Here is a 19,977-nt window from a genome sequence, read left to right as displayed (position 1 = left end):
CAATCGGGCGATGGACATCTGGCTTCGGAATCATCAAGATCCCACTATGAGATTACCCTTCATGGTTTTAGTCATCGGGGCGCTGGGTGTGCTCACCGCCCCGGTCGCCGTCGCCGCGACCAGTTCATCGGCGTCGCTGAACGTGGTGGCGATGGGCGACTCCTACGGATCCGGCACCGGTGCCGGAAACTACCAGCCCGGCACCGAGGGAACGTGTTATCGCAGCGGAAACTCCTATTCCTCGGTCATCGTCGACACGCTCAGGCAGAGTGGCAAGCAGGTGAAGTTCACCAACGTCACCTGCAGCGGCGCGGCCATCAGGACCCTGGGACAGACGTTCAAAGACCAGCCCCCGCAGCTGGACGCGCTCCGTCGTGACACCAACGTGGTGATGCTGAGCATCGGCACCACCGACGTCGACTTCGCCGGATACGGCGGAGTGTGCATCCAGGCCGACTGCACGGGCGCGCCCACCAAGGCGATTCTCAGCCGCCTGCCCGGCATGGGCAAGGCCCTGAACACCCTCCTGACCGACATCAAGGCCCGCAGCCCGCAGGCCAAGATCGTGGTGACCGGGTACGGCCGGCAGGTCACCCGGGGCGAGAACGCCACCGGGGTGCCGTTGGACCCGATCTGCGACAGCCAGGTGTTCAGCGACACGGAGCGCGTGGAAGGCAACAACGTCGCCAGCGCGCTGGACGCGACCCTTCGCCTGGCCACGCTGGCCGCCAGGGCACACAGGGTCGACGTCCAGTTTGTCAGCCCTTACACGAACTCGGTCAATCTCCAGCCCGAGTTCGCGGGTCATTCGCTCTGCGAGTCCGCGCCTCAGTTCTACCGGGGGTTCGACGCACTCGCGCCCGGGCAGGAGGGCCCGGACGCCGTACTGCACCTCAACCAGCCGGGACAGGCCGCCATGGCCGACCTCATCCAGCGCAAGGTGCCCGTCCTCGCCGGTTCGGCCCAGCCCTAGTCCGAGGCCTGGTCGTCCAGAAGCCCCGCGTCGTGGGCCGGCAGCGCGATCTGGACGCGGTTGTTGAGGTCGAGCTTGGTGAGGATGCCGGAGACGTGGGTCTTGACCGTGGGGACGCCGAGGTGGAGTACGGCGCCGATCTGGGCGTTGGACCGGCCCTGACCGACCGCGACGGCGACCTCGCGCCGGCGGTCGGTCAGCAGGGTCAGGAGGTTCCTGGCCTGGATACGGCGACGCACCACGTACGCGGAACGAACTCCCCCGGCCGATCTCAGACGGAGACGAGAAGGTCACGGTCCGGAGGTGATCATTCCGGGTATTTACAAAGGTCTTTACAGGGGCCTTTACAGAAGACCGAAACAGGATAAAACTCATCGATCACGAGGAAAATCACGCACCTGCGAAGGTGGTCGCCGTGTACCAGCAGATTCTCGATCCCGTCGCCCATTCCCTTGCCTGGAGTGCCCTGGTCGCCGCGCTGCCGCTGCTGGTGCTGTTCGTGCTGCTCGGCGTGTTGCGGGTGACCGCCTGGGTCGCCTCGCTGGTGTCCCTCGCCCTCGCCATCGTGATCGCCGTCGCGGTGTACGGCATGCCGATCGGGCAGACTCTGCTGGCCGGATCCGAGGGGGCGGCGTTCGGCTTCTTCCCGATCCTCTGGATCGTGATCAACGCGATCTGGGTCTTCCAGATGACCGTCGCGACCGGGCACTTCGACGTGCTGCGGCGCTCGTTCGCCCGGGTGAGCGACGACCAGCGCATTCAGGCGATCATCATCGCCTTCTCGTTCGGAGCCCTCATCGAGGCGCTCGCGGGATTCGGCACGCCGGTGGCGGTCACCTCGGTCATGCTGATCGCCCTCGGCTTCAACCCGCTGAAGGCCGCCGTGCTGGCGCTCACCGCCAACACCGCGCCCGTCGCCTTCGGGGCCATGGCCACCCCGATCATCACGCTCGGCAAGGTGACCGGCCTGTCGAGCGACACCCTCGGCGCGATGGTGGGCAGGCAGACCCCCCTCCTCGCGGTGTTCGTCCCGCTGGCGCTCGTCCTCATCGTGGACGGGCTGCGCGGGGTGCGGGAGACATGGCCGGTGGCGCTGGTCTGCGGAGTCGTCTTCGCGATCGCGCAGTACGCGACCTCGAACTTCATCTCGGTGCCGCTGGCCGACGTCGTCGCGGCCCTCCTGTCGGCCGCCGCCGTCGTCGCGATGGTCCGCGTCTGGCGCCCGCGCCGGCCGTACCCCAAGCCCGCCGTGATCGCGGGCGGCGCGGCCGACGAGCCGACCCCCGAGTTCGCCGAACGCGTCGCCCACCCCGACTCGCGCGCGGACGTCATCCGGGCGTACGCGCCCTACGGGATCATCATCGCGGTGTTCGTCATCTGCCAGATCCCCGCCGTCAAGAGCCTCCTCGACAGGGCGACGTTCACGGTGAAGTGGCCGGGGCTCCACCTGCTCAACGCGAAGGGCGAGGAGCTGTCGCTGGCCACGTTCACCCTCAACCTGCTCACCACACCCGGCACCCAGATGCTCGTCGCGGGCATCATCACCACGATCGCGCTCAGACTCTCCGTCCCGCGGGCGCTGCGGGCCTACGGGACGGCGCTTCATCAGCTCCGCTGGGCGATCGTCACCGTGATGACGGTCCTGGCGCTGGCCTTCGTGATGAACGCCTCCGGGCAGACGATCACGCTGGGAACCTGGATGGCCGGCGCCGGCGCCGCGTTCGCGCTGCTGTCGCCGATCCTCGGCTGGCTGGGAGTGGCCGTCACCGGCTCCGACACCTCCTCCAACTCGCTCTTCGGCGCCCTGCAGGTCACCGCGGCGGGCCAGGCCGGGCTCTCCGAGATCCTCATGGCCGCCGGCAACAGCTCGGGCGGCGTGCTGGGCAAGATGATCTCGCCGCAGAATCTCGTCATCGCGGCGGCGGCGGTCGGCCTGAACGGCAAGGAGGGCGACATCTTCCGCCGGGTCATCGGCTGGAGTCTGGTCTTCCTCTTCTTCCTATGCGTCCTGTCCGCCCTCCAGGCCTCGGTCCTGTCCTGGATGGTCTTCTAGGGATCCCTCGTCGCCGGGACGGATCGCCCTCCGGCTCGGCGGAGGTTACCCGGCTCCATCTGCGTTCCATGCCGAGACGGAGGACCCGGCCGCATTTCTCCGAACCCACGATGTTGTTATCGAGACCGGATCGAAATTCAATTAATCCCGCGGAGCCCGGCGCCGTCGCGGCGAAGATACTCGTCTGCCACGGGGCATTGGACCCGCACGTTCCCATGAACGACGTCGCCGCGTTCACCGACGAGATGAATCGCGCCGAGGCCGACTGGCAGCTCGTCATCTACGGCACCGCCATGCACGGCTTCACGCACAGGCACGCGGTAGCAGGCGCGATGCCCGGTGTCGCCTACGACCCGCTCACCGATGAGCGCTCCTTCGCCGCCGCCGGCGCGTTCCTGGCCGGGGCGCCGGCCCCTTGAGACAGGTGGCGCTGGGCACGCGCAAGCGGCCGATGACGCGAACGGAGGCGGAGCGGGCGCGACGGCGCGAGCCGCCGAAGGCGGCCCAACCCGAGAGGGCGCTTTGAGGGCATGTGAGTGATTAATGCCTGAATATCCACAGGAGTAGCGTCCGGAAAATCGGTGGACGGCGTCGTTATGGTGCTCGTATGGCAATTGTGGATGTCGACCGTTTTGTTGCCGAGGGGTTCGCCAAGCTGGAGGCGGCCGTACCCCGGGAGGTCGGAGACGCGGCCAGGGCGCTGGTCTGGCAGCAGATCGGCCTGTCGCCCGATGACCCCTCCGGCTGGCTGCAGCCCGTGGTGTGGGCCGCCGACATGACCGGCCACGGACCCTTCGGGGAGCTCATGGGCAGCCCGCGGCTGCGTGAGGCGTTGGATGAGGTGGCCGGTCCCGGTGGGTGGGTGCCGCGTGGGGCCCTCGGCAACATGCCGATCCGCTTCCCCCGTGTGGCACCGGCCGACGATCGGGGCTGGCACATCGACGCCTCCGTGGCCCGGCCCGACGGCTCGTGGGCCGTGTCGGGACGGCCGGAGACGATGTTGCTGCTGGTGTTGCTCTCGGACGTCGGGGACGACGACGCGCCGACCCGCATCAGGGTGGGCTCGCAGCGGGACGCCGTCGAGGTGCTGGGTGAGCAGGTGCTCGACCCGTTCAAGGCCGGACCGCTGCTGGACGCGGCTTCCGCGGACCGGCCGACGGCGTACGCGACCGGGCAGCCGGGCGACATGTACCTGGTTCACCCGCTGACCGTGCACGCGGCCGACGAGCACCGGGGGACGCGCCCGCGTTTCATGGCCCAGATGCCGGTGTTCCTGACCGCGCCGGTCGCGCCGGGCGAGGGTAACGCCCTGGCACGCGCCGTACTGTAGGAAGCGCCCGCGCCTCACAGGGAGGTGGCTTTCGTCCGTCCGAGTCTGGGCTTGGCGGACGGCCTCCGCAAAGGATCGGAACGGATTTCGACGGCACCATGCCGAGCCCGGGGGGCGAGGCGGGCTCGGGGGACGCCGCCGTAGTAGCTTGACTGGCATGAAGGTCGCGATCCTTGACGACTACCAGAACGTCGCGCTGAGCTTTGCCGACTGGGACTCCCTCGACGCCGAGATCGAGGTGTTCACCGAACCGTTCGCCGACGCCGACGAGGTCGTCAAGCGGCTCGCCGGCTTCGACGTGCTCGTCGCGATGCGTGAGCGCACCAGGTTCCCGGCCGAACTGCTGGCCCGGTTGACCGCTCTCAAGCTGCTGGTGAGCACCGGGGCACGCAACGCCGCCATCGACGTCGACGCGGCACGGAAACTCGGCATCGTCGTGTCCACGACCGGATACATCGGATATCCGACCGCCGAGCTCACCTGGGCGCTGATCCTCGCCGCCGCCAGAAACCTCCCCGCCGAGGTGAGGTCCATGCGTGACGGTGGCTGGCAGGTCGGCGTCGGAACCGGCCTGAACGGCAAGACCCTCGGGCTGCTCGGCCTCGGCAGGCTTGGCGCGCAGGTCGCCAGGATCGGCCAGGCCTTCGGCATGGAGACCGTTGCCTGGAGCCAGAACCTGACTCCGGAAAAAGCCGCCGAACACGGTGTGACGGCGATGTCCAAGGAGGATCTGTTCGCCCGGGCCGACGTGCTCTCGATCCACCTTGTGCTCGGTGACCGCAGTCGCGGACTGGTCGGCGCCGCGGAACTCGCCGCGATGAAGCCGACGGCGATACTGGTGAACACCTCCCGCGGGCCGATCGTCGACGAGGACGCCCTGGTGGACGCCCTGCGGCGCAAGAAGATCGCATGCGCGGCGCTCGACGTCTACGACACCGAGCCGCTGCCGGCCGATCATCCTCTGCGCGCGCTGGGCAACACCGTGCTCACCCCGCACGTCGGGTACGTCACCCGCGAGGTCTATGAGATCTTCTACCGTGACGCCGTCGAGGACATCGCCGCGTTCCAGTCGGGGAACCCGATCCGCGTCATGGAGTGACATCCTCCCGTCCTCACCATGGGAACCATGGGACCTCCACGCCGCAGGCGCTCGGTGAGCTGTGAGCTTCTCCCCCTCACGTGGACGCCGCTTCACCGCCAGGTTTCCATCACCGCCTCGCCGCACCCTGGAGGATCGATGAGCAGCCGGCCGATCTACCTGGACTACCAGGCCACCACCCCGGTCGATCCCCGCGTGGTCGAGGCCATGCTGCCCTACCTGACCACCGAGTTCGGCAATCCCTCCAGCGCCCACGCCTATGGCCGCACCGCCGCCACCGCGGTCGACACCGCCCGCGCGCAGGTGGCCGCGCTCATCGGCGCCCGCGAACCGCAGGAGATCGTCTTCACCTCCTGCGGCACCGAGAGCAACCACCTCGCCCTCACCGGCACCGCTCACGCCCTGCGCGCCGCCGGCCGGGGCGAGCACATCGTGACCACCACCATCGAGCACCCGGCGACCCAGGCCACCTGTGACCGGCTGGCCGCCGCCGGATTCCGTGTCACCCGCGTCCCCGTGGGCGCCGACGGGCGCCTGGAGCCCGCCGACCTCGAACGCGCCCTCGAACCGGGCACGATCCTGGTGTCGGTGATGCACGCCAACAACGAGATCGGCACCCTGCAGCCACTGGCCGACATCGCCGCCCTCACCCGCGAGCGCGGCATCCCGCTGCACACCGACGCCGCCCAGAGCCCGGCCACCGTCGGCGTCGACGTCGCGGCCCTCGGCCTCGATCTGCTCACCGTCGTCGGCCACAAGATGTACGCGCCCAAAGGGGTCGCCGCTCTATACGTCCGGCGCGGCGCCCCCGTCCCGCTGTCTCAGCTCGTCGGCGGCGGGCAGGAGCACGGCCTGCGCGCCGGCACCGAGAACGTGCCCGGCATCGTCGCCCTCGGCGCCGCCGCCGCTCTGGCCCTGGCCGAGCACGACGCCGACGCCACCCGAATCCTGTCCCTGCGCCGGCGGCTCCTCGACGGGCTTACCGCCGCGTGGGCCGGGCTGCGGGTCAACGGTTCGCTCGTCCACCGTCTGCCGGGCAACCTCAGCCTCACCCTGCCTCACCTCACCGCCGCGCAACTGATGGCCGCCACCCCCGAACTGGCCTTCTCCGCCCAGGCCGCCTGCCACACCGGCCACAGCGCACCCTCGGCGGCGCTGACCGCCATCGGGCTCACCCCCGGCCAGGCGGCCCGTACCATCCGCCTGGGCATCGGCCGCTTCAGCGACATCGGCGACATCGACCGCGCCGCGGACATCCTGACCCGCGTGCCGGCCACCACCTGAGAGGGCATCCCGTCCCCATCTTCCAGGCTGGGGTAGCCGTCGAGGTCGCCCGTCCAGATCCCGACGCGTCCGAGGTCGGGCCCGTGGTCGTTCACGCATCCTGCTTTCCGGCGTGCTGGGCGGCGAGGAACGCCGTGATCCGGGCTGCGCCGGTCCTGCCGAGCCAGGTGCGAAAGTCCATCAGGCCGGGGTGGAGCTGTCGCGCGGCGGTGATGTCGGCCCGGTAGCCACGCTCGTTGAGCCACTCGTAGGCGAACGCGAAGTCCTCGCCGACCTGCCGGATCGCCTCGATCGGAATCTGCACGTACGGCAGGGGCCGCCCGACCGCCTCCCCGATGGCCTCGGCGATCCGCCGGGGGGTCAGCTCGTCCCCGGCCAGGTCGATCGCCCGGCCGATCCACTCGTCCGGCCGGGCGAAGGCCAGAGCGGCGAAGGCGCCGATGTCGTCGACGGCCATGATCTGCTGCGGCACGTCGGGCTCGAACGCGGTGGCCACGGTGCCGTCGTGCAGGTGGTAGCCGCCGGTGTAGTTCTCCATGAAGGAGACCGGCCGCAGGATCGTCGCGGGCAGGCCGATCCCGGCGATGTGCCGCTCGATCCGCCACTTGTTCACCGTGTTCTGCGGCAGTTGCTCGCTGTCGTGGCGGCCCGCGCCCGCGAGCGAGGTGTAGACGAAGTGCCGGACGCCGGCGGCGCGCGCCGCTTCGGCCACGTTGACACCCCAGCGGACCTCGTCGTCGGCGGCGAAGTCCGGCGCGGTGCCGGGAGAGCCGACGGTGGGCTGGACGCTGAACACGCCGTAGGCGCCCTCGGCCGCCGCGGCCAGGGAGGCGAGGTCGTCCATCTCGCCGCGCACGATCTGCGCACCCGCCTCGGCCAGGGCCTTCGCCGGCGTGCCGTCCGGATCGCGGGTCAGCGCACGCACCCGCCAGCCTCCGGCGAGCAGATGCGCCGTCACGACGCGACCCTGCAGGCCGGTCGCTCCCACCACCATGATGATCTTTCCCGTGTCCACGGTCTCTCCTGAGGTTCGACTGCGCCGGTGGGGCCACCCTATAAGTGGGGTGGCCTTCCGTTTACATTCCGGTACGATATGGAGGACCACCCCGTTTTGCAAGTCCACCGGAGGTCCCGTGACTCAGGGAAGCGCCGCATCGGTCCCGGCCGGGCGGTCGATGCGCGCCGACGCACGCCGTAACCGCGACCGGATCCTCGCCGCGGCCGAAACGGCCGTCGCCGAGCACGGAGCCGAGGCCTCCCTGGAGGAGATCGCCCGGCACGCCGGAGTCGGCTCGGCCACCCTGCACCGGCACTTCCCCTCCCGCCAGGCGCTGCTGGAGGCCGTCTTCCACGACCGGGTGGAGATCCTCTGCGCGAAGGCGCGCGACCTGGCCGCCTCCCCCGATCCCGGGTCCGCGCTGGTCACCTGGCTCCGCGCCGTCGGCGCACACGCCGCCTCCAACCGCGGCCTGGCGGCGTCGCTGATGCGCGGCGCCCGCGACGGCGACTCGACACTGGGCACCACCTGCCACACGATGATCATTGATTCCGGCGGCGAACTTCTGACGCGCGCTCGTCAGGCGCACGCCGTACGCCCCGATGTCGCCATCGCCGATCTGCTCAAACTCGTCAACGCCATCTCGCTGGCCGCCGAGCAGGAAACCGCCGGCGCGGCCGAGACCGACCGGCTGCTCACTCTCGCCCTCGACGGAGTGCGCCCCCAGGGAGTCCCGGTGACCGGCCCCGCCCGCACGCGGGGCGGGGGCTCGCGGAACACGTGACCCGGAATTTCGCCTTCCGTACCGCCTGCCCCTGCCATGCGGCGTGACAAACAGGTTTACCGAATCGCCTGGCTCATCCCTGGTTGCAGCCTTTATGATCTTTTATCTGGTATGCGCTCGTGGAAAACCAGAGGGAGCAAGCGATAATGCGTCGTCGAGGGCTCATCGCGCTGATCGCCTCGACGGTCGCGATCATCGCTTTCGGCGTGTACGGGGTGACGAGCTCTCCGGGTGCCGTGGTGGCCTCGCCATCGCCGTCGCCCACGATCGCCGCCGAGCTGGCCGAGGCGCCGGCGTCCACTCCGGTGCCCGTGCCCACGCCCACCACTCCGGCGCCCTCGTCGCCCCCGCAGGAGAGCCCCGAGCTGACCGCGACGAGATATTTCGACGCCTGGCAGGCCCATGACATCTCCTCCATGACCGGCCTGGTCGCCGACCCCCCGGCGGACTTCGCCGAGCGGCACCGATCGTTCGACGCCGACCTGCGGGTCTCGTCGCTGTCCCTCACCCGGGGCGAGCTGCACCGCTTGAGTGAGGAGGCGGCCGAGATGACCTTCCAGGGAGTACGGGAGGTCGCGGGGCTCGGCCGGTGGACGTTCTCCTCGGTCCTGCACCTGGGGCTGCGGGCCGGCGCCTGGAAGGTGCTCTGGGATCCCGGGACACTGCACCCCTCGCTCAAGGACGGCGAGAGCCTGCGGCTCAAAGAGACCCAGGTCCGCAGGCCGGCCACGCTGACCCGCGAGGGCCTGCTGTTCCCCCGCGACAGCAGGGCGGGCGACTACGTCACCGGGCTGGGCGGCACGGCGGTCGTTCTGTCCCTGGAGGAGGCGGCCTCGGGCCGGGTGCTGCTGGCCTCCCCGCCCCCGCCGCCCGTAAAGACCCGGAGCACGATCTCCCGGTCCGTGCAGGCCGCCGCCGCCCGGGCTCTGGACGGTACGGAACGGCCCGCCGCGATCGTGGCCGTGGACGTCCAGACCGGTCAGGTCCGCGCGGTGGCGGACACCCTGGGCGGCAGGGGCGCGTTCAACGGCCTCTATCCGCCCGGCTCGACGTTCAAGGTGGTGACCGCGGCCGCACTGCTCCGCACCGGCCTGACTCCGGAGTCACCGGTCGCGTGCCCGGCGACCTACAACATCCCGACCGGCAAATCTTTCACCGACTCCGACGGCGTCGATCACGGTACCGTGACCCTCACCACGGCCTTCGCGCTCTCCTGCAACACCACCTTCGTCCAGCAGACCTACGAGCGGCTCCGCGACGACCGGCTCCGCGCCGAGGCCGCCGACCGGTTCGGGTTCCGCGAGAAGCCCGGCCTGAGCTCCTGCCGGATACAGCCGTACGGGACCCCGGATGAGCTGGGCTCCGACGCCATCGGCCAGCACTCGGCGCTGGCCAGCCCGCTCTGCATGGCCGAGGTCGCCGCCGCGGTGGCGAGCGGCGTCTGGAGGCCCGCGATCATGACCGCCGAGCCCGCCGCCGACTCGCCGCCGCCGGTGCCGCTGGACGAAGGTGTGGCCGGCGGCCTGCGGACGATGATGAGCGCCGTGGTCACCCAGGGCACGGCCGCCCAGGCCGGCCTCCCGCCGGAGACCTTCGGCAAGACCGGCACCGCCGAGGTCGAAGGCGCGGAGGACCACGCCTGGTTCATCGGCTACCGCGGCTCCCTAGCCTTCGCGGTGTTCGTCCAGAACGGCGGCGCCGGCGGCAAGGTGGCCGCGCCGATCGCCGCACGGTTCCTGAACGCGCTGTAATACGGCGCGGCATCCCCCTCACGGTCCTGCTCGGCCTGCACGCCTACTGGACGCATTTCACCGGAAAAAAGCCAACGCTCGCACAGGCCGATGCGGCGATCCGCCAGGCCCGCAAAGACGCCGATTTTCTCGCGGTGCTTCCGACCCAGGCAGCCCAAGCTGTTCTCAAAACGTATATGCAGGCGTGGCAGAACTTCTTCAACCCTAACCACCGGCCAAAAGACCGACGTTTAAAACAAAGAAGGGCCGCCCGCGTCTGGCGGTCGATGTGCCCCAAGCCAGCAAACTGCGGATTGTGCGCCTGTCGGCGAAATGGGGCGCGGTCACCGTCCCGCTGGTCGGCCGGGTCCGCTTCCGGTGGACCAAGGCTCTGCCCGGCATCGGGAAGAACTCCCCGGCCGGGAAGGTGACCGGCGCCAGGGTGGTGAAGGAGGCGAACGGCTGGCACATCGTGTTCCGCACCGAACAACACGTGCCACACCCGACCCCGCACCGGGGCCCGAAGGTGGGCATGGACCGGGGCATCACCGTGCCCCTGGCGCTGTCCACCGGGGAGAAACTGCGGCACAAGCCGTGGCTGGCTCCCGGTGAGCGCGAGCGGTTGCTGCGTCTGGAGCGCACCGCCGCTCGCCGGCGCGCCGCCCGCATCAAAGGCGAGCCGGTCTCCAACCGGCTGGCCCGCACCTACGACCAGATCGCCAGGCTCCGCGCGAAAGCCAAGCGCAGAGCCTATGACTGGCAGCACCAGACCACCACCGCGCTGGCCCGAAAGTATTCGGCGATCGTGGTAGAAGACCTGCACATTACGAACATGACCCGTTCGGCGGCGGGCACCGCCACGGCCCCGGGCACCAACGTCGCACAGAAACGGTACCGCGGAGCAGGAAGGCGACAGAGCCGAAAATCCCGCGGTAGCCGTTCAGCCACAGGTCACGGTGTTCGAGGGAGGCGGCGAGGGCCACCCTCGATGGTGCAAAAGTCACCCCCCGTAGCGAGTCGCCACGGAGCGTAATATAGATTTACCGTCATGATCGTATCGATGCGGCGGCTGGCACAGCGCGGAGGCGTTCTCTCCGCGCTGTGCCTGGCCGTGCTCGGCATCGTCGTGTTGCTGCATCTCGGGTCGTGCGTCCTCACGACCGCCCCTCCGGCTCCCCTCCCTGAGCACGGCACGGAACAGCCCGCGGCCGTCTGCGGCACGGATGCCGAACTCCACGCCGCAGTCGTCACGGCGGCGTTCCGGGACGGCGCACCGTGCCCCCAGCTTCCCGCCGGCGATGATCACAGCCTGTGCGGCGCGGCGGCCGGATCGCCGATCGTCAACGTGCGCGTCCCGCTTCCCAGCGGGCACGCCATCGGTGATCTGATCGCCGGCGAGACAGCCGCGACGGCGTCACCGGCACCGGCACGGCGCTCCTCGCGACCGGCCTGCCTGCCTCCCGGGGCAGAGCTGCTGCTGCTCAAATCCGTTTCCCGTATATAGCCGCCCCGCGGGCAGGCTCGCGAACGACTCACCGCTCGACCCGATCGGCATGAGCCGTCGCCTCCGCATGCCCAGAAGCGCGTCGACCACCTCGCAACCATGGGAAACGGATCATGACATACACACTTAAAGCACCACAGATCGATACTCCTCCGCTCAGCCAGATGATCACCGGAAACACGTGCCACACCCCCGAGCACGTGGTCGGCAACACACCGGTCCTCTGGGTCCCTGAGATCGCCTCGGGGCAGGGACGCGGCTTCTGGGCGAAACTGGAAGGCAGCAACCCCGGAGGGATCAAGGATCGTCCCGCGCTCTACATCGTCGACAGAGCGCGCGATCGCGGCGAGCTGCGGCCGGGCGCGCCCATCGTGGAGTCCACCAGCGGGACCTTCGGCCTGGGCCTGGCACTGGCCGGCATCGTGCACGGCCACCCGGTGACGCTGGTGACCGATCCGGGAATGGAACCGCTGATGCGCCGCCTGCTGTCGGCCTACGGAGCCCGCGTCGTGGTCGTCACCGAGCCGCACCCGGTGGGCGGCTGGCAGCAGGCGCGCCGGGAGCGGGTGCGCGAGCTGCTCGGTGAGCAACCGGACGCCTACTGCCCGGACCAGTACAACAACCCCGACAACGTCACGGCCTATGCGGGGCTGGCGGCGGAACTGGCCGGCCAGCTCGGGCGGATCGACGTCCTGGTGTGCAGCGTGGGCACCGGCGGCCACAGCGCCGGGGTCTTCCGCGCGCTGCGGCGGTTCTACCCCGACCTGCGGCTCATCGGCGTCGACACGATCGGTTCGACCATCTTCGGGCAGCCCGCGCGCTCCCGGCTCATGCGCGGCCTGGGCAGCAGCATCCATCCGCGCAACGTGGCGTACGAGCTGTTCAGCGAGGTCCACTGGGTCGCACCGCCGGAAGCGGTCTGGGCCTGCCGGCGCCTGGCGGCGCTGCGGTACGCCACCGGCGGCTGGAGCGTCGGGGCGGTGGCCCTGGTCTCCTCGTGGCTGGCTCGCACGCTGCCCAGCCACACGCGGATAGCGGCGATCTTTCCCGATGGCCCCCACCGCTACTTCGACACGGTGTTCAACGACGACTACTGCGTCGCACATGATCTTCTCGGTTCGCCCGCGGCGACGGCCCCGGAGGAGATCGGTCATCCGGCGGAACGCGAGCCGACCCGCTGGACGCGCTGCGCGACCGTGATCGACCCGGTCGCCGGCCTGCGGCCTCCCCTCGTCTCCGAAGGGACACCGCGGTGAGAAGCACGCTGGCTCTGGCCCTGTCCTTCGACCGGCCGGTGAAACTGCTGCTGGTCAACCAGCTCACCATCAACGTCGGCTTCTACATGCTGATGCCCTACCTGGCGGGTCACCTGTCCGGCACGCTGGCACTGCCGACGGCACTGGTCGGTCTCATCCTCGGCATCCGCAACCTCAGCCAGCAGGGCATGTTCCTGGTCGGGGGAACCCTCGCCGACCGGCTCGGCTGCAGACCAATGATCATCGCCGGATGCGGGCTGCGCACCGTCGCGTTCCTCCTTCTCGCCGTGGCCGACTCCATTCCCATGCTGGTGGTCGCCTCGGCGCTGACCGGATTCGCCGGAGCCCTGTTCAACCCCGCCGTACGGGCCTATCTCGCCCACGAGGCGGGGACCCGCAAGGTCGAGGCCTTCGCGGCGTTCAACGTCTTCGCCCAGCTCGGCGTCCTGATCGGGCCCCTCATCGGCCTGGTGCTCAACGGCATGGCGTTCAAGCTCGTCTGCCTCACCTCGGGACTGACGTTCGCCGCCCTGACGATCGCCCAGACACGCGCCCTGCCGTCACGGGAGCACCCCCGGGCGCGGGAGAGACGCGGAGTGCTGCTCGACTGGCGCGAGGTGATCGCCAACCGCCCCTTCCTGCTGTTCTCCCTGGCCATGATCGGCTCGTACGTGCTGAGCTTCCAGGTCTATCTCGGCCTGCCGCTGGAGGTTCGCCGGGTGACGGGCGGCGAGCTCGGGGTCACCCTCATCTTTGTGGTCTCCGGCCTGCTGACCATCTCCGGGCAGGCCCGGGTGACGGCGTGGGCGGCCCGGCGGTGGCGCCCGCCCGAGGCCATCGGCAGGGGGCTCGCCCTGATGGGACTGGCCTTCGTCCCGCTCGCGCTGGCCGCGCCCCTGGTGGGCGATGCCACCGTCCCGGCCGGCGGCATCGCCCACGCGCTCCTGCTTCTGCCGGTCCTCGGTACGGCGGTGCTGCTCAGCCTGGCCATCATGATCATCTATCCGTTCGAGATGGCGACCATCGTCACCGTCGGCGGCCCGCACATGGTGGCCACCTACTACGGGCTCTACAGCACCCTGGCCGGCATCGGTGTGACCGCGGGCAACCTGCTGTCGGGGTGGGCGCTGGACCTCGGCGACTCGACAGGCCTGCCGAGCCTGCCGTGGCTGGTCATGGCGTTGATCGGCCTGGGATGCGCGGCGGCCGTACGCGCCCTGGATCGGTCGGGACGCCTGGCGGCCTCACCCGAGGCGCCGGTGGCTGTATAGACCTCGCAGACCTCGCACGCGCTCCCGGCCGGCATGCGCCCGGCCACCGGCCGGGAGCCCGCGCGCGGGGCCGGCGCGCTCCGGACCGCCCGCCCCTTCAGCCGCGCACCCGCTTCCGGGCCGCTCGCCCCTTCAGCCGCGCATCCTCGACGCGATGCCGCGCAACGCCCTGGCGAGCAGGTCGACGTCGTCTCGGGAGGTGAACAGCGCGGGCGTCACCCGTACGCAGTCACCCTTGACCGGTCCGCCGCGGCGCACCGTGAAAATGTGGTGCCGGTCGAACAACTCCTTGGCGATTGCGACGTTGTCGGCTTCCGAGATGTGCCCGGCCACCCGGAACGCGGTGATCGTGCCGTACATGGCGGGATCCTCGGGGGTGAGGATCTCCAGGTTCGGGAGGTCGTGCACCTGGTGGACCCAGCGGTCGCGCAGGAAGCGCAGGCGCGACTGCTTGACCGCGCCGCCGAGGGCGTCGTGGAAGTCCAGGGCCGCGCCCACCGTGAGGACGGGGGCGACGTCCAGGGTGCCGGAGTGGACCCGCGAGCGGATGTCGTCACCGGGATAGGTCTCATCGGCGAAGGCGAGGTCGATATCGGGCAGCCGGTCCTTCTTGATGTAGAGAAATCCCGCTCCCAGCGGAACCCCCATCCACTTGTGCAGGGAGAATCCGGCGAAGTCCGCTCCGAGGTCGTCCATCGTGAAGTCAAGGTGTCCCCAGGAGTGCGCGGAGTCGACGATCACATCCACTCCCCTGTCACGGGCCATCGCGACGATCTCCCGTACCGGCAGCACCAGACCGGTGACGTTGTTCATGTGACTGAGCAGGAGCAGCTTCACCCGCGGGCGGTCGCGCAACGCCTCGGCGTAGGCGTCCAGCACGGCCTGGTGGGTCGCCGGTTCGGGGACGGCCATCCGCTCGACCCGCACGCCCCGCCGGTCGCGCAGCCAGTTCATGGCGTACCGCGCGCTGTGATAGTCGAGGTCGGTGTACATCACCGCGTCGCCCGGGCGCAGCCGCCGGTAGCCGGCGATCAGGTTCTGCAGGGCCTCGGTGCCGCCGCGGGTGAGGGCGATCTCCCCCATGGAGACGCCGAGCAGGGTCGCGATGCGCTCTCTGACCTGGTCGGCCTGGTCCTTGTAGGTGGTGCGCAGCAGGCGGGAGTTCACCTCGTTGAGGTGGTCGACGTTGCGGTGATAGGCGCGGCGCACCGGCTCGGGCATGATCCCGTAGTAGCCGTTCTCCAGATTGACGAAGTCCGGGCTGACCCGATACTGCCGGGCCACGGCGGACCAGAAGCCCTCGTCCCGGGCGAGCTGGTCGGGCGTCCGGCCGGCGGGAACGGCCGGCGGGCCGGGAGCCACCGGCCGCGGGGCCGGTGGCGGCGGGACGAAGGGGGCGGCCAGCGCGCCGAGCCCAGCGACCATCACACGCCTCGACAGGGTCATCGAACCTCTCCCCATGGATCGGTGAGAGCCCACGACACGGCGGAGCCCCCGGACCTTTTGCAGTGATCGAGTTCCAGTGTGGGTGAGGTGACCACCCGAGGATGCGCATTCGGACTGCTCGGGCGTGGCGCGGCGAGCGCCGGACGCGATGGGCATCGGGCATGGCCATTGGCCGGGATGTCCGCCGACAGTGAGGACCACTCCTGGGTGTAATACGACCTGTCTGCCGGCAGGCTTCCCTCCTACCGTAAGAAAAATGGAAAGCGAGAAACTCCTTGGTGAGTCCCTGCGCCCACGGCGTGAGGCCGCCGCTCCTGCGCGAACAGGACTGCCGCATTCCGGCCCCCTGCCGACGACGGGCTCCGCTCGCTCCACGCCGGCGAGCGTTCCGGCTCCGGCAAGGACACCGTCGCCCGCTGCCGCGTCGGCGAGCGTTCCGCCCGCACCCGGTCGGGTCGTACGAGGTCCTCGGCCAGACCGGCGCGAAGAACTACGGCGGTTCGTGGACCGGGTACGGCTCGCCTGCCGGCGTGCCCCTCGGATCGGGGGAGGCCCGTTGATGCCCGCTCAGGGTCGTACCGCACCGGAGCGGACCGTCGCGCATTCGGCGGAGATGGATCTGACGGCCCAGGCGGTCATCCAGGGTGTCGTGATATGCGCGGGCAGGTCCTACGCCCGTCTGCTGGATCACTCCGGTGAGTTCACCGGTGAGCTGGTGGTGTCCGACGAAGGCATTTTCCGGTTCTTCGCCGCACCTGGGTCCTGGACCGTCCGCGTCATCGCGGGTGGTGGCGTCCGCAAGGACGTCTCGGTGGAGGCTCGCCCCGGTGAGATCTCCCATGTCCAGGTCATCCTCTGACCATCGCTTGGTAGCCGGGCCGTCTTCTGACCGGAAGGACACACTCATGGAAGCACCGAACGGCCGGGTCGCCGTCATCGCCGACACGGTCTGGAGGGTCCGGGACCTCGCCTCCGAGGAATCAGGCGGATACCGGAAGCTTTTCGACTCTTTCAAAAAGGACGCCCGGGGTCACATCTCCCGCATCGAGATGATCGCCCGGCTCCAGCAGGCGGGCATCACGCCCGACGATCCGCGCATGGTGGACGCCTTCGACGCGCTGGAGAAGGCGGATACGGGCGGGCAACTGGACTACGCCCGGTTCGCGAAGCTGTGCCGGCAAAGTGGAGGACTGCCGGCTCGTGCGATCACCGGCGATCTCGCCATTCCGGACTTCTCCTCCTTCACCGCGGACATCACCGGGATCTACGAGAGTCTGCTGCCAGAGAGACGTGGCGAGGTGGCCGACTACATTCCCCAGCTGAAACGGGTGCCGCCCGAACAGTTCGCCATCGTGGTGTGCACGGTGGACGGCCAGCGGTTCAGCATCGGGGATTCAAGCGTGGGTTTCTGTGTGCAGTCAGTCTGCAAACCGGTCAACTACTCGCTCACGCTCGAGGAACACGGGGCCGAGGTGGTCCACCGGCATGTGGGGCGGGAGCCGAGCGGGCGCGGATTCAACGAGCTGTCACTCAACGGAGACGGGCTTCCGCACAACCCAATGATCAACTCCGGTGCCATCATGAGTTGCTCACTCATCAAACCGGACCTCGACATCGCGGACCGCTTCGACTACGTCGCGGCCACCTGGCAGAGGCTGTCGGGTGGCAGGCCCGTCGGATTCAACAACGCCGTCTACCTCTCCGAGAGACAGACCGCCGACCGCAATTTCGCACTGGGCTATTTCATGCGGGAACACAAGGCCTTCCCGCAGGACACCGACCTGGTCGAGACCCTCGAGTTCTACTTCCAGTGCTGCTCCATAGAGCTCCACGCCGGGGCCCTGGCGTCGGCCGCCGCCACGCTGGCCAACGGCGGGGTCGTGCCCCTGTCCAACGACCGGGTGTTCTCGACCGGCTCCGTCCAGAAGTGCCTGTCCCTCATGTCCTCCTGCGGGATGTACGACTATTCCGGCGAGTTCGCCTTCACCATCGGCCTGCCGGCGAAGAGCGGAGTCTCCGGTGCGCTCATGGTGGTCATCCCCAAGGTCATGGGGATCGCCATCTGGTCACCACGGCTGGACGGACACGGGAACTCCGTTCGTGGCATCGAGTTCTGCCGGCAACTGGTCGAAAAGTACAACTTCCACATGTACGACTCGCTCGTGCAGAGCGACGGGGAAGGCAAGCGCGACCCCCGCCTGAAGAAGAACCAGGCCGCGGCGGACGGCACGATCAGGCTCCTCTGGTCGGCCAGCACCGGCGACCTCGAAGGCGTGCGGGCTTCGCTGGCATCCGGGGTGTCCCCTCGGTCCGCCGATTATGACGGTCGTACGGCGCTCCACCTGGCGGCGGCCGAGGGACACCTCGATCTCGTCACCTACCTGCTGGAGCGGGGCGCCGATCACGAGGCCAGGGATCGTTGGGGCGGGATCCCGCTCACCGATGCCGAGCGGGGAGGTCACGCCGAGGTCATGGATACTTTGAAGCAGTGGATCGATCCCGTCATGGCGTCTCCTTCCGCCGAGAGGCAGACCGCCTGAGGCGGCGCCTCCGAACCACCTCGGCCCGCCTCCGAAGGCGAGATCAGCCGCGGGTCCGTCCTGGCCACTCGACTTCCCCGAGCAGGGTTAACGGGCCATCGCGAGGAGCACTCCCACCGTGATCGCCACGGCGGTGGCGATCACCAGTTGTCCTCTCGACAGCCGGCCGTTCTCCTGCCTGCCCGCGGCCAGTTTCAGGCCGACTATCGCCGTGCGCAGCAGCACGCCGGTCACCATCCCGAGTAGCACCGGAACCACCTGGCCGGGCAGGGGACTGAAGGTGGCGACGACGACGCCGACCGCCGGACTCACGCACGCGACGACAAGCCAGGGGGCGAGGCGCTGGCCGGCCACGTCCAGCAGTGCGGCGAGTGCCAGCCCTTCGCCGGCGGAGTGCGCCATCAGGGCGATGACCACGACGGTCGAAGCGGTCAGTGCCAGGGTCGCACCCTCGATGGCCCGATGGGCGGTCAGCGCGGCGGCGGTTCCCATTCCTCCGAACAGTGCCGCGTTGACCGTCTCCTTCAGGCGGCGATGACCGCCGGGAGCGTACAGGCCGACGGGGCTCCTGCCGGAGTCGGACGGGCACGCGCATCCTTTACGGGTGAAGTAGGTGATGACCAGGAAGCCGAATGCCACCGCGATCCCGACCACCCAGAGGGGCACTCCGGTCTCGACCGCGTCCTGCCAGGCGTCGGGAAGCATGTCCGTGAGGGCGATGATCATCATCATCGCGGAGGCGATCGCCAGCCGGACCGCCAGGCGCGTGGACTCGCGTCGCGCGAGCCACGCCCCCGCGAGCGTCGACACCGAGATCAGTATCACGGCGATCCATGCCCCGGTTCCAGGAGAATCTCCTGCCTCCAGCATCGGCCGCGTGGCCTGCGTCCACCATGCCGGCAGCATTTTCAGCACCCCTTATCAAACTGACAGCGGAAGACCGAGGATGGAGCTCGGCGGGTGGCGTTCACCGCCGGAGATGCCGTCAATTTTTTACCGTCCCAGCCGACCGGGCATTTCCCTGATGACATCACTCAACCCGGGCGATGTCGTGTGCGGCCTTTTAGTTGTTCCGCGTCGGCCGTCGGAGAGCCCTCCTCGCAGCGCCGGCCGCCAGGCCGCCCGAGTTCATCGAGTGCCCTGGTCACGCGGCCCTCCGATAGAATCGGGATCTTTTCACGAGGAAAATCCGCATAGTGACGAGCACGAGGGGAAACGTCGCTGGGAATCCGCTCCATGGGCGACCTCCGGTCAACCTTCCCGCCATCCGGGATCTCTGCGTTTTCTCGATTCCCCAAAAGGCGAGCCGAAAACGCGTTTCCATGCATAACGCAACGCGACAACAGGGGCCTTTATATCGACATTTCGGGTTTAAATGGGGCGTCAATTCTGGATTACCATGGCGCGCCGGCCGCTCTCACCGGAAGGGCAGATGAGACCGCGCCCTTCGGAGAGTCAGCCCGTATTCTCCGGTCCCTGCGGGGTCAACCCGCTTCCTTCGACGCGGCCGCCGCCCTCATCATCTCGATTCCTTTTCGCATCGCGGGGAGAGGCGGGTTGCCCGCCGCGTGGGGGCAGGTAGTGGGGGCCGTGCGGATCGGTGCAGTGGCCGACGTCGACACACTCGCTCTCGCCCACCGCGTCGTCGGGTGCGGGATCGATCTGCAGGGTGGTGTGGGTGATTCCGTAGGAGCGGGCCAGCAGGCCTTG

General features: G+C 69.2%; 17 protein-coding genes and 2 pseudogenes. 14 read left to right on the top strand and 5 right to left on the bottom strand.

What is annotated here, in order from left to right; genetic code table 11:
* Positions 1-61: 61 nt before the first annotated feature.
* Entirely contained in the window at positions 62-973 is a 912-nt protein-coding gene (locus CHC08_RS18585; protein WP_179282105.1) for an SGNH/GDSL hydrolase family protein, read from the top strand.
* On the opposite strand, the pseudogene CHC08_RS18580 reads toward CHC08_RS18585, so the two are convergent.
* Positions 970-1,206: pseudogene (locus CHC08_RS18580) on the bottom strand (response regulator transcription factor); the annotation flags it as partial. The gene CHC08_RS18585 and the pseudogene CHC08_RS18580 sit on opposite strands and share 4 nt — an antisense overlap.
* A 182-nt stretch (positions 1,207-1,388) precedes the next feature.
* On the opposite strand from CHC08_RS18580, the gene CHC08_RS18575 reads away from it, so the two are divergent.
* The 5 genes from CHC08_RS18575 (at position 1,389) to CHC08_RS18555 (ending at position 6,739) form a co-directional block, all read left to right on the top strand.
* A complete protein-coding gene (locus CHC08_RS18575) occupies positions 1,389-3,026 on the top strand; it encodes an L-lactate permease (protein ID WP_089208702.1) in 1,638 nt (545 codons plus the stop codon).
* Entirely contained in the window at positions 2,975-3,445 is a 471-nt protein-coding gene (locus CHC08_RS48360) for a dienelactone hydrolase family protein (RefSeq protein WP_143653269.1), read from the top strand. The genes CHC08_RS18575 and CHC08_RS48360 overlap by 52 nt, the downstream gene beginning before the upstream one ends.
* 188 nt (positions 3,446-3,633) lie before the next feature.
* Positions 3,634-4,356: a phytanoyl-CoA dioxygenase family protein gene (locus tag CHC08_RS18565; RefSeq protein ID WP_089208575.1), complete on the top strand. Its 723-nt coding sequence runs from the start codon at positions 3,634-3,636 to the stop codon at positions 4,354-4,356.
* 157 nt (positions 4,357-4,513) lie between these two features.
* Complete coding sequence (locus tag CHC08_RS18560; protein WP_089208574.1) at positions 4,514-5,455, top strand: D-2-hydroxyacid dehydrogenase family protein; 942 nt, start codon at positions 4,514-4,516, stop codon at positions 5,453-5,455.
* 138 nt (positions 5,456-5,593) lie between these two features.
* The gene (locus tag CHC08_RS18555) at positions 5,594-6,739 is read left to right on the top strand and encodes a cysteine desulfurase family protein (protein WP_089208573.1); all 1,146 of its coding nucleotides are present in this window, start codon (positions 5,594-5,596) and stop codon (positions 6,737-6,739) included.
* A gap of 91 nt (positions 6,740-6,830) precedes the next feature.
* Here the strand turns inward: CHC08_RS18555 and CHC08_RS18550 are convergent, their stop codons facing one another.
* Positions 6,831-7,754: an NmrA/HSCARG family protein gene (locus CHC08_RS18550; protein ID WP_218825359.1), complete on the bottom strand. Its 924-nt coding sequence runs from the start codon at positions 7,752-7,754 to the stop codon at positions 6,831-6,833.
* Between the two features lie 118 nt (positions 7,755-7,872).
* On the opposite strand from CHC08_RS18550, the gene CHC08_RS18545 reads away from it, so the two are divergent.
* From CHC08_RS18545 to CHC08_RS18520, 6 genes are all read left to right on the top strand, one after another.
* Positions 7,873-8,520 carry a TetR/AcrR family transcriptional regulator gene (locus CHC08_RS18545; protein WP_245878400.1) on the top strand — a complete coding sequence of 216 codons (648 nt, stop codon included), beginning with the start codon at positions 7,873-7,875 and terminating at the stop codon, positions 8,518-8,520.
* 146 nt (positions 8,521-8,666) lie between these two features.
* Positions 8,667-10,271, top strand: coding sequence for a penicillin-binding transpeptidase domain-containing protein (locus tag CHC08_RS18540; RefSeq protein WP_089208571.1), 1,605 nt, complete (start codon positions 8,667-8,669; stop codon positions 10,269-10,271).
* A 295-nt stretch (positions 10,272-10,566) separates the two neighbouring features.
* A complete protein-coding gene (locus CHC08_RS18535; RefSeq protein WP_143653268.1) occupies positions 10,567-11,283 on the top strand; it encodes a transposase in 717 nt (238 codons plus the stop codon).
* A gap of 15 nt (positions 11,284-11,298) precedes the next feature.
* Positions 11,299-11,754, top strand: a complete 456-nt coding sequence (locus tag CHC08_RS18530; RefSeq protein WP_143653267.1) for a hypothetical protein — start codon at positions 11,299-11,301, stop codon at positions 11,752-11,754.
* Positions 11,755-11,867: 113 nt separating this feature from the next.
* Positions 11,868-13,010: a PLP-dependent cysteine synthase family protein gene (locus CHC08_RS18525; RefSeq protein WP_089208568.1), complete on the top strand. Its 1,143-nt coding sequence runs from the start codon at positions 11,868-11,870 to the stop codon at positions 13,008-13,010.
* Positions 13,007-14,281, top strand: coding sequence for an MFS transporter (locus CHC08_RS18520; RefSeq protein WP_089208567.1), 1,275 nt, complete (start codon positions 13,007-13,009; stop codon positions 14,279-14,281). The genes CHC08_RS18525 and CHC08_RS18520 overlap by 4 nt, the downstream gene beginning before the upstream one ends.
* 132 nt (positions 14,282-14,413) lie before the next feature.
* On the opposite strand, the gene CHC08_RS18515 is transcribed toward CHC08_RS18520, so the two are convergent.
* On the bottom strand, positions 14,414-15,727 hold the full coding sequence (locus CHC08_RS18515; protein ID WP_089208566.1) for an aminotransferase class V-fold PLP-dependent enzyme: 1,314 nt from the start codon (positions 15,725-15,727) through the stop codon (positions 14,414-14,416).
* 559 nt (positions 15,728-16,286) lie between these two features.
* Here CHC08_RS18515 and CHC08_RS18510 point away from each other — a divergent pair.
* Positions 16,287-16,586 (top strand): DUF1416 domain-containing protein, encoded by a 300-nt coding sequence (locus tag CHC08_RS18510; protein WP_089208565.1) that lies wholly within the window; start codon positions 16,287-16,289, stop codon positions 16,584-16,586.
* 46 nt (positions 16,587-16,632) lie between these two features.
* Positions 16,633-18,267 carry a glutaminase A gene (glsA, locus tag CHC08_RS18505; protein WP_089208564.1) on the top strand — a complete coding sequence of 545 codons (1,635 nt, stop codon included), beginning with the start codon at positions 16,633-16,635 and terminating at the stop codon, positions 18,265-18,267.
* A gap of 87 nt (positions 18,268-18,354) precedes the next feature.
* Here the strand turns inward: glsA and CHC08_RS18500 are convergent, their stop codons facing one another.
* Together CHC08_RS18500 and CHC08_RS49635 are read right to left on the bottom strand one after the other, a co-directional pair.
* Entirely contained in the window at positions 18,355-19,173 is an 819-nt protein-coding gene (locus tag CHC08_RS18500) for a hypothetical protein (protein WP_143653266.1), read from the bottom strand.
* Between the two features lie 549 nt (positions 19,174-19,722).
* A pseudogene (locus tag CHC08_RS49635) lies at positions 19,723-19,977 on the bottom strand (hypothetical protein); the annotation flags it as partial.

The organism is Streptosporangium subroseum, from assembly GCF_900188345.1.
Lineage (GTDB): Bacteria > Actinomycetota > Actinomycetes > Streptosporangiales > Streptosporangiaceae > Streptosporangium > Streptosporangium subroseum.
This window is presented reverse-complemented; position numbering and strand designations above follow the sequence as displayed.

What these genes read in the sequence shown, in the direction of transcription:
- CHC08_RS18585 (WP_179282105.1), top strand. Translation starts at nt 62, where the DNA reads ATGGTTTTAGTCATCGGGGCGCTGGGTGTGCTCACCGCCCCGGTCGCC.
- CHC08_RS48360 (WP_143653269.1), top strand. Translation starts at nt 2,975, where the DNA reads ATGCGTCCTGTCCGCCCTCCAGGCCTCGGTCCTGTCCTGGATGGTCTT.
- CHC08_RS18565 (WP_089208575.1), top strand. Translation starts at nt 3,634, where the DNA reads ATGGCAATTGTGGATGTCGACCGTTTTGTTGCCGAGGGGTTCGCCAAG.
- CHC08_RS18560 (WP_089208574.1), top strand. Translation starts at nt 4,514, where the DNA reads ATGAAGGTCGCGATCCTTGACGACTACCAGAACGTCGCGCTGAGCTTT.
- CHC08_RS18555 (WP_089208573.1), top strand. Translation starts at nt 5,594, where the DNA reads ATGAGCAGCCGGCCGATCTACCTGGACTACCAGGCCACCACCCCGGTC.
- CHC08_RS18540 (WP_089208571.1), top strand. Translation starts at nt 8,667, where the DNA reads ATGCGTCGTCGAGGGCTCATCGCGCTGATCGCCTCGACGGTCGCGATC.
- CHC08_RS18530 (WP_143653267.1), top strand. Translation starts at nt 11,299, where the DNA reads ATGATCGTATCGATGCGGCGGCTGGCACAGCGCGGAGGCGTTCTCTCC.
- CHC08_RS18525 (WP_089208568.1), top strand. Translation starts at nt 11,868, where the DNA reads ATGACATACACACTTAAAGCACCACAGATCGATACTCCTCCGCTCAGC.
- CHC08_RS18515 (WP_089208566.1), bottom strand. Translation starts at nt 15,727, where the DNA reads ATGACCCTGTCGAGGCGTGTGATGGTCGCTGGGCTCGGCGCGCTGGCC.
- CHC08_RS18510 (WP_089208565.1), top strand. Translation starts at nt 16,287, where the DNA reads ATGCCCGCTCAGGGTCGTACCGCACCGGAGCGGACCGTCGCGCATTCG.
- glsA (WP_089208564.1), top strand. Translation starts at nt 16,633, where the DNA reads ATGGAAGCACCGAACGGCCGGGTCGCCGTCATCGCCGACACGGTCTGG.
- CHC08_RS18500 (WP_143653266.1), bottom strand. Translation starts at nt 19,173, where the DNA reads ATGCTGCCGGCATGGTGGACGCAGGCCACGCGGCCGATGCTGGAGGCA.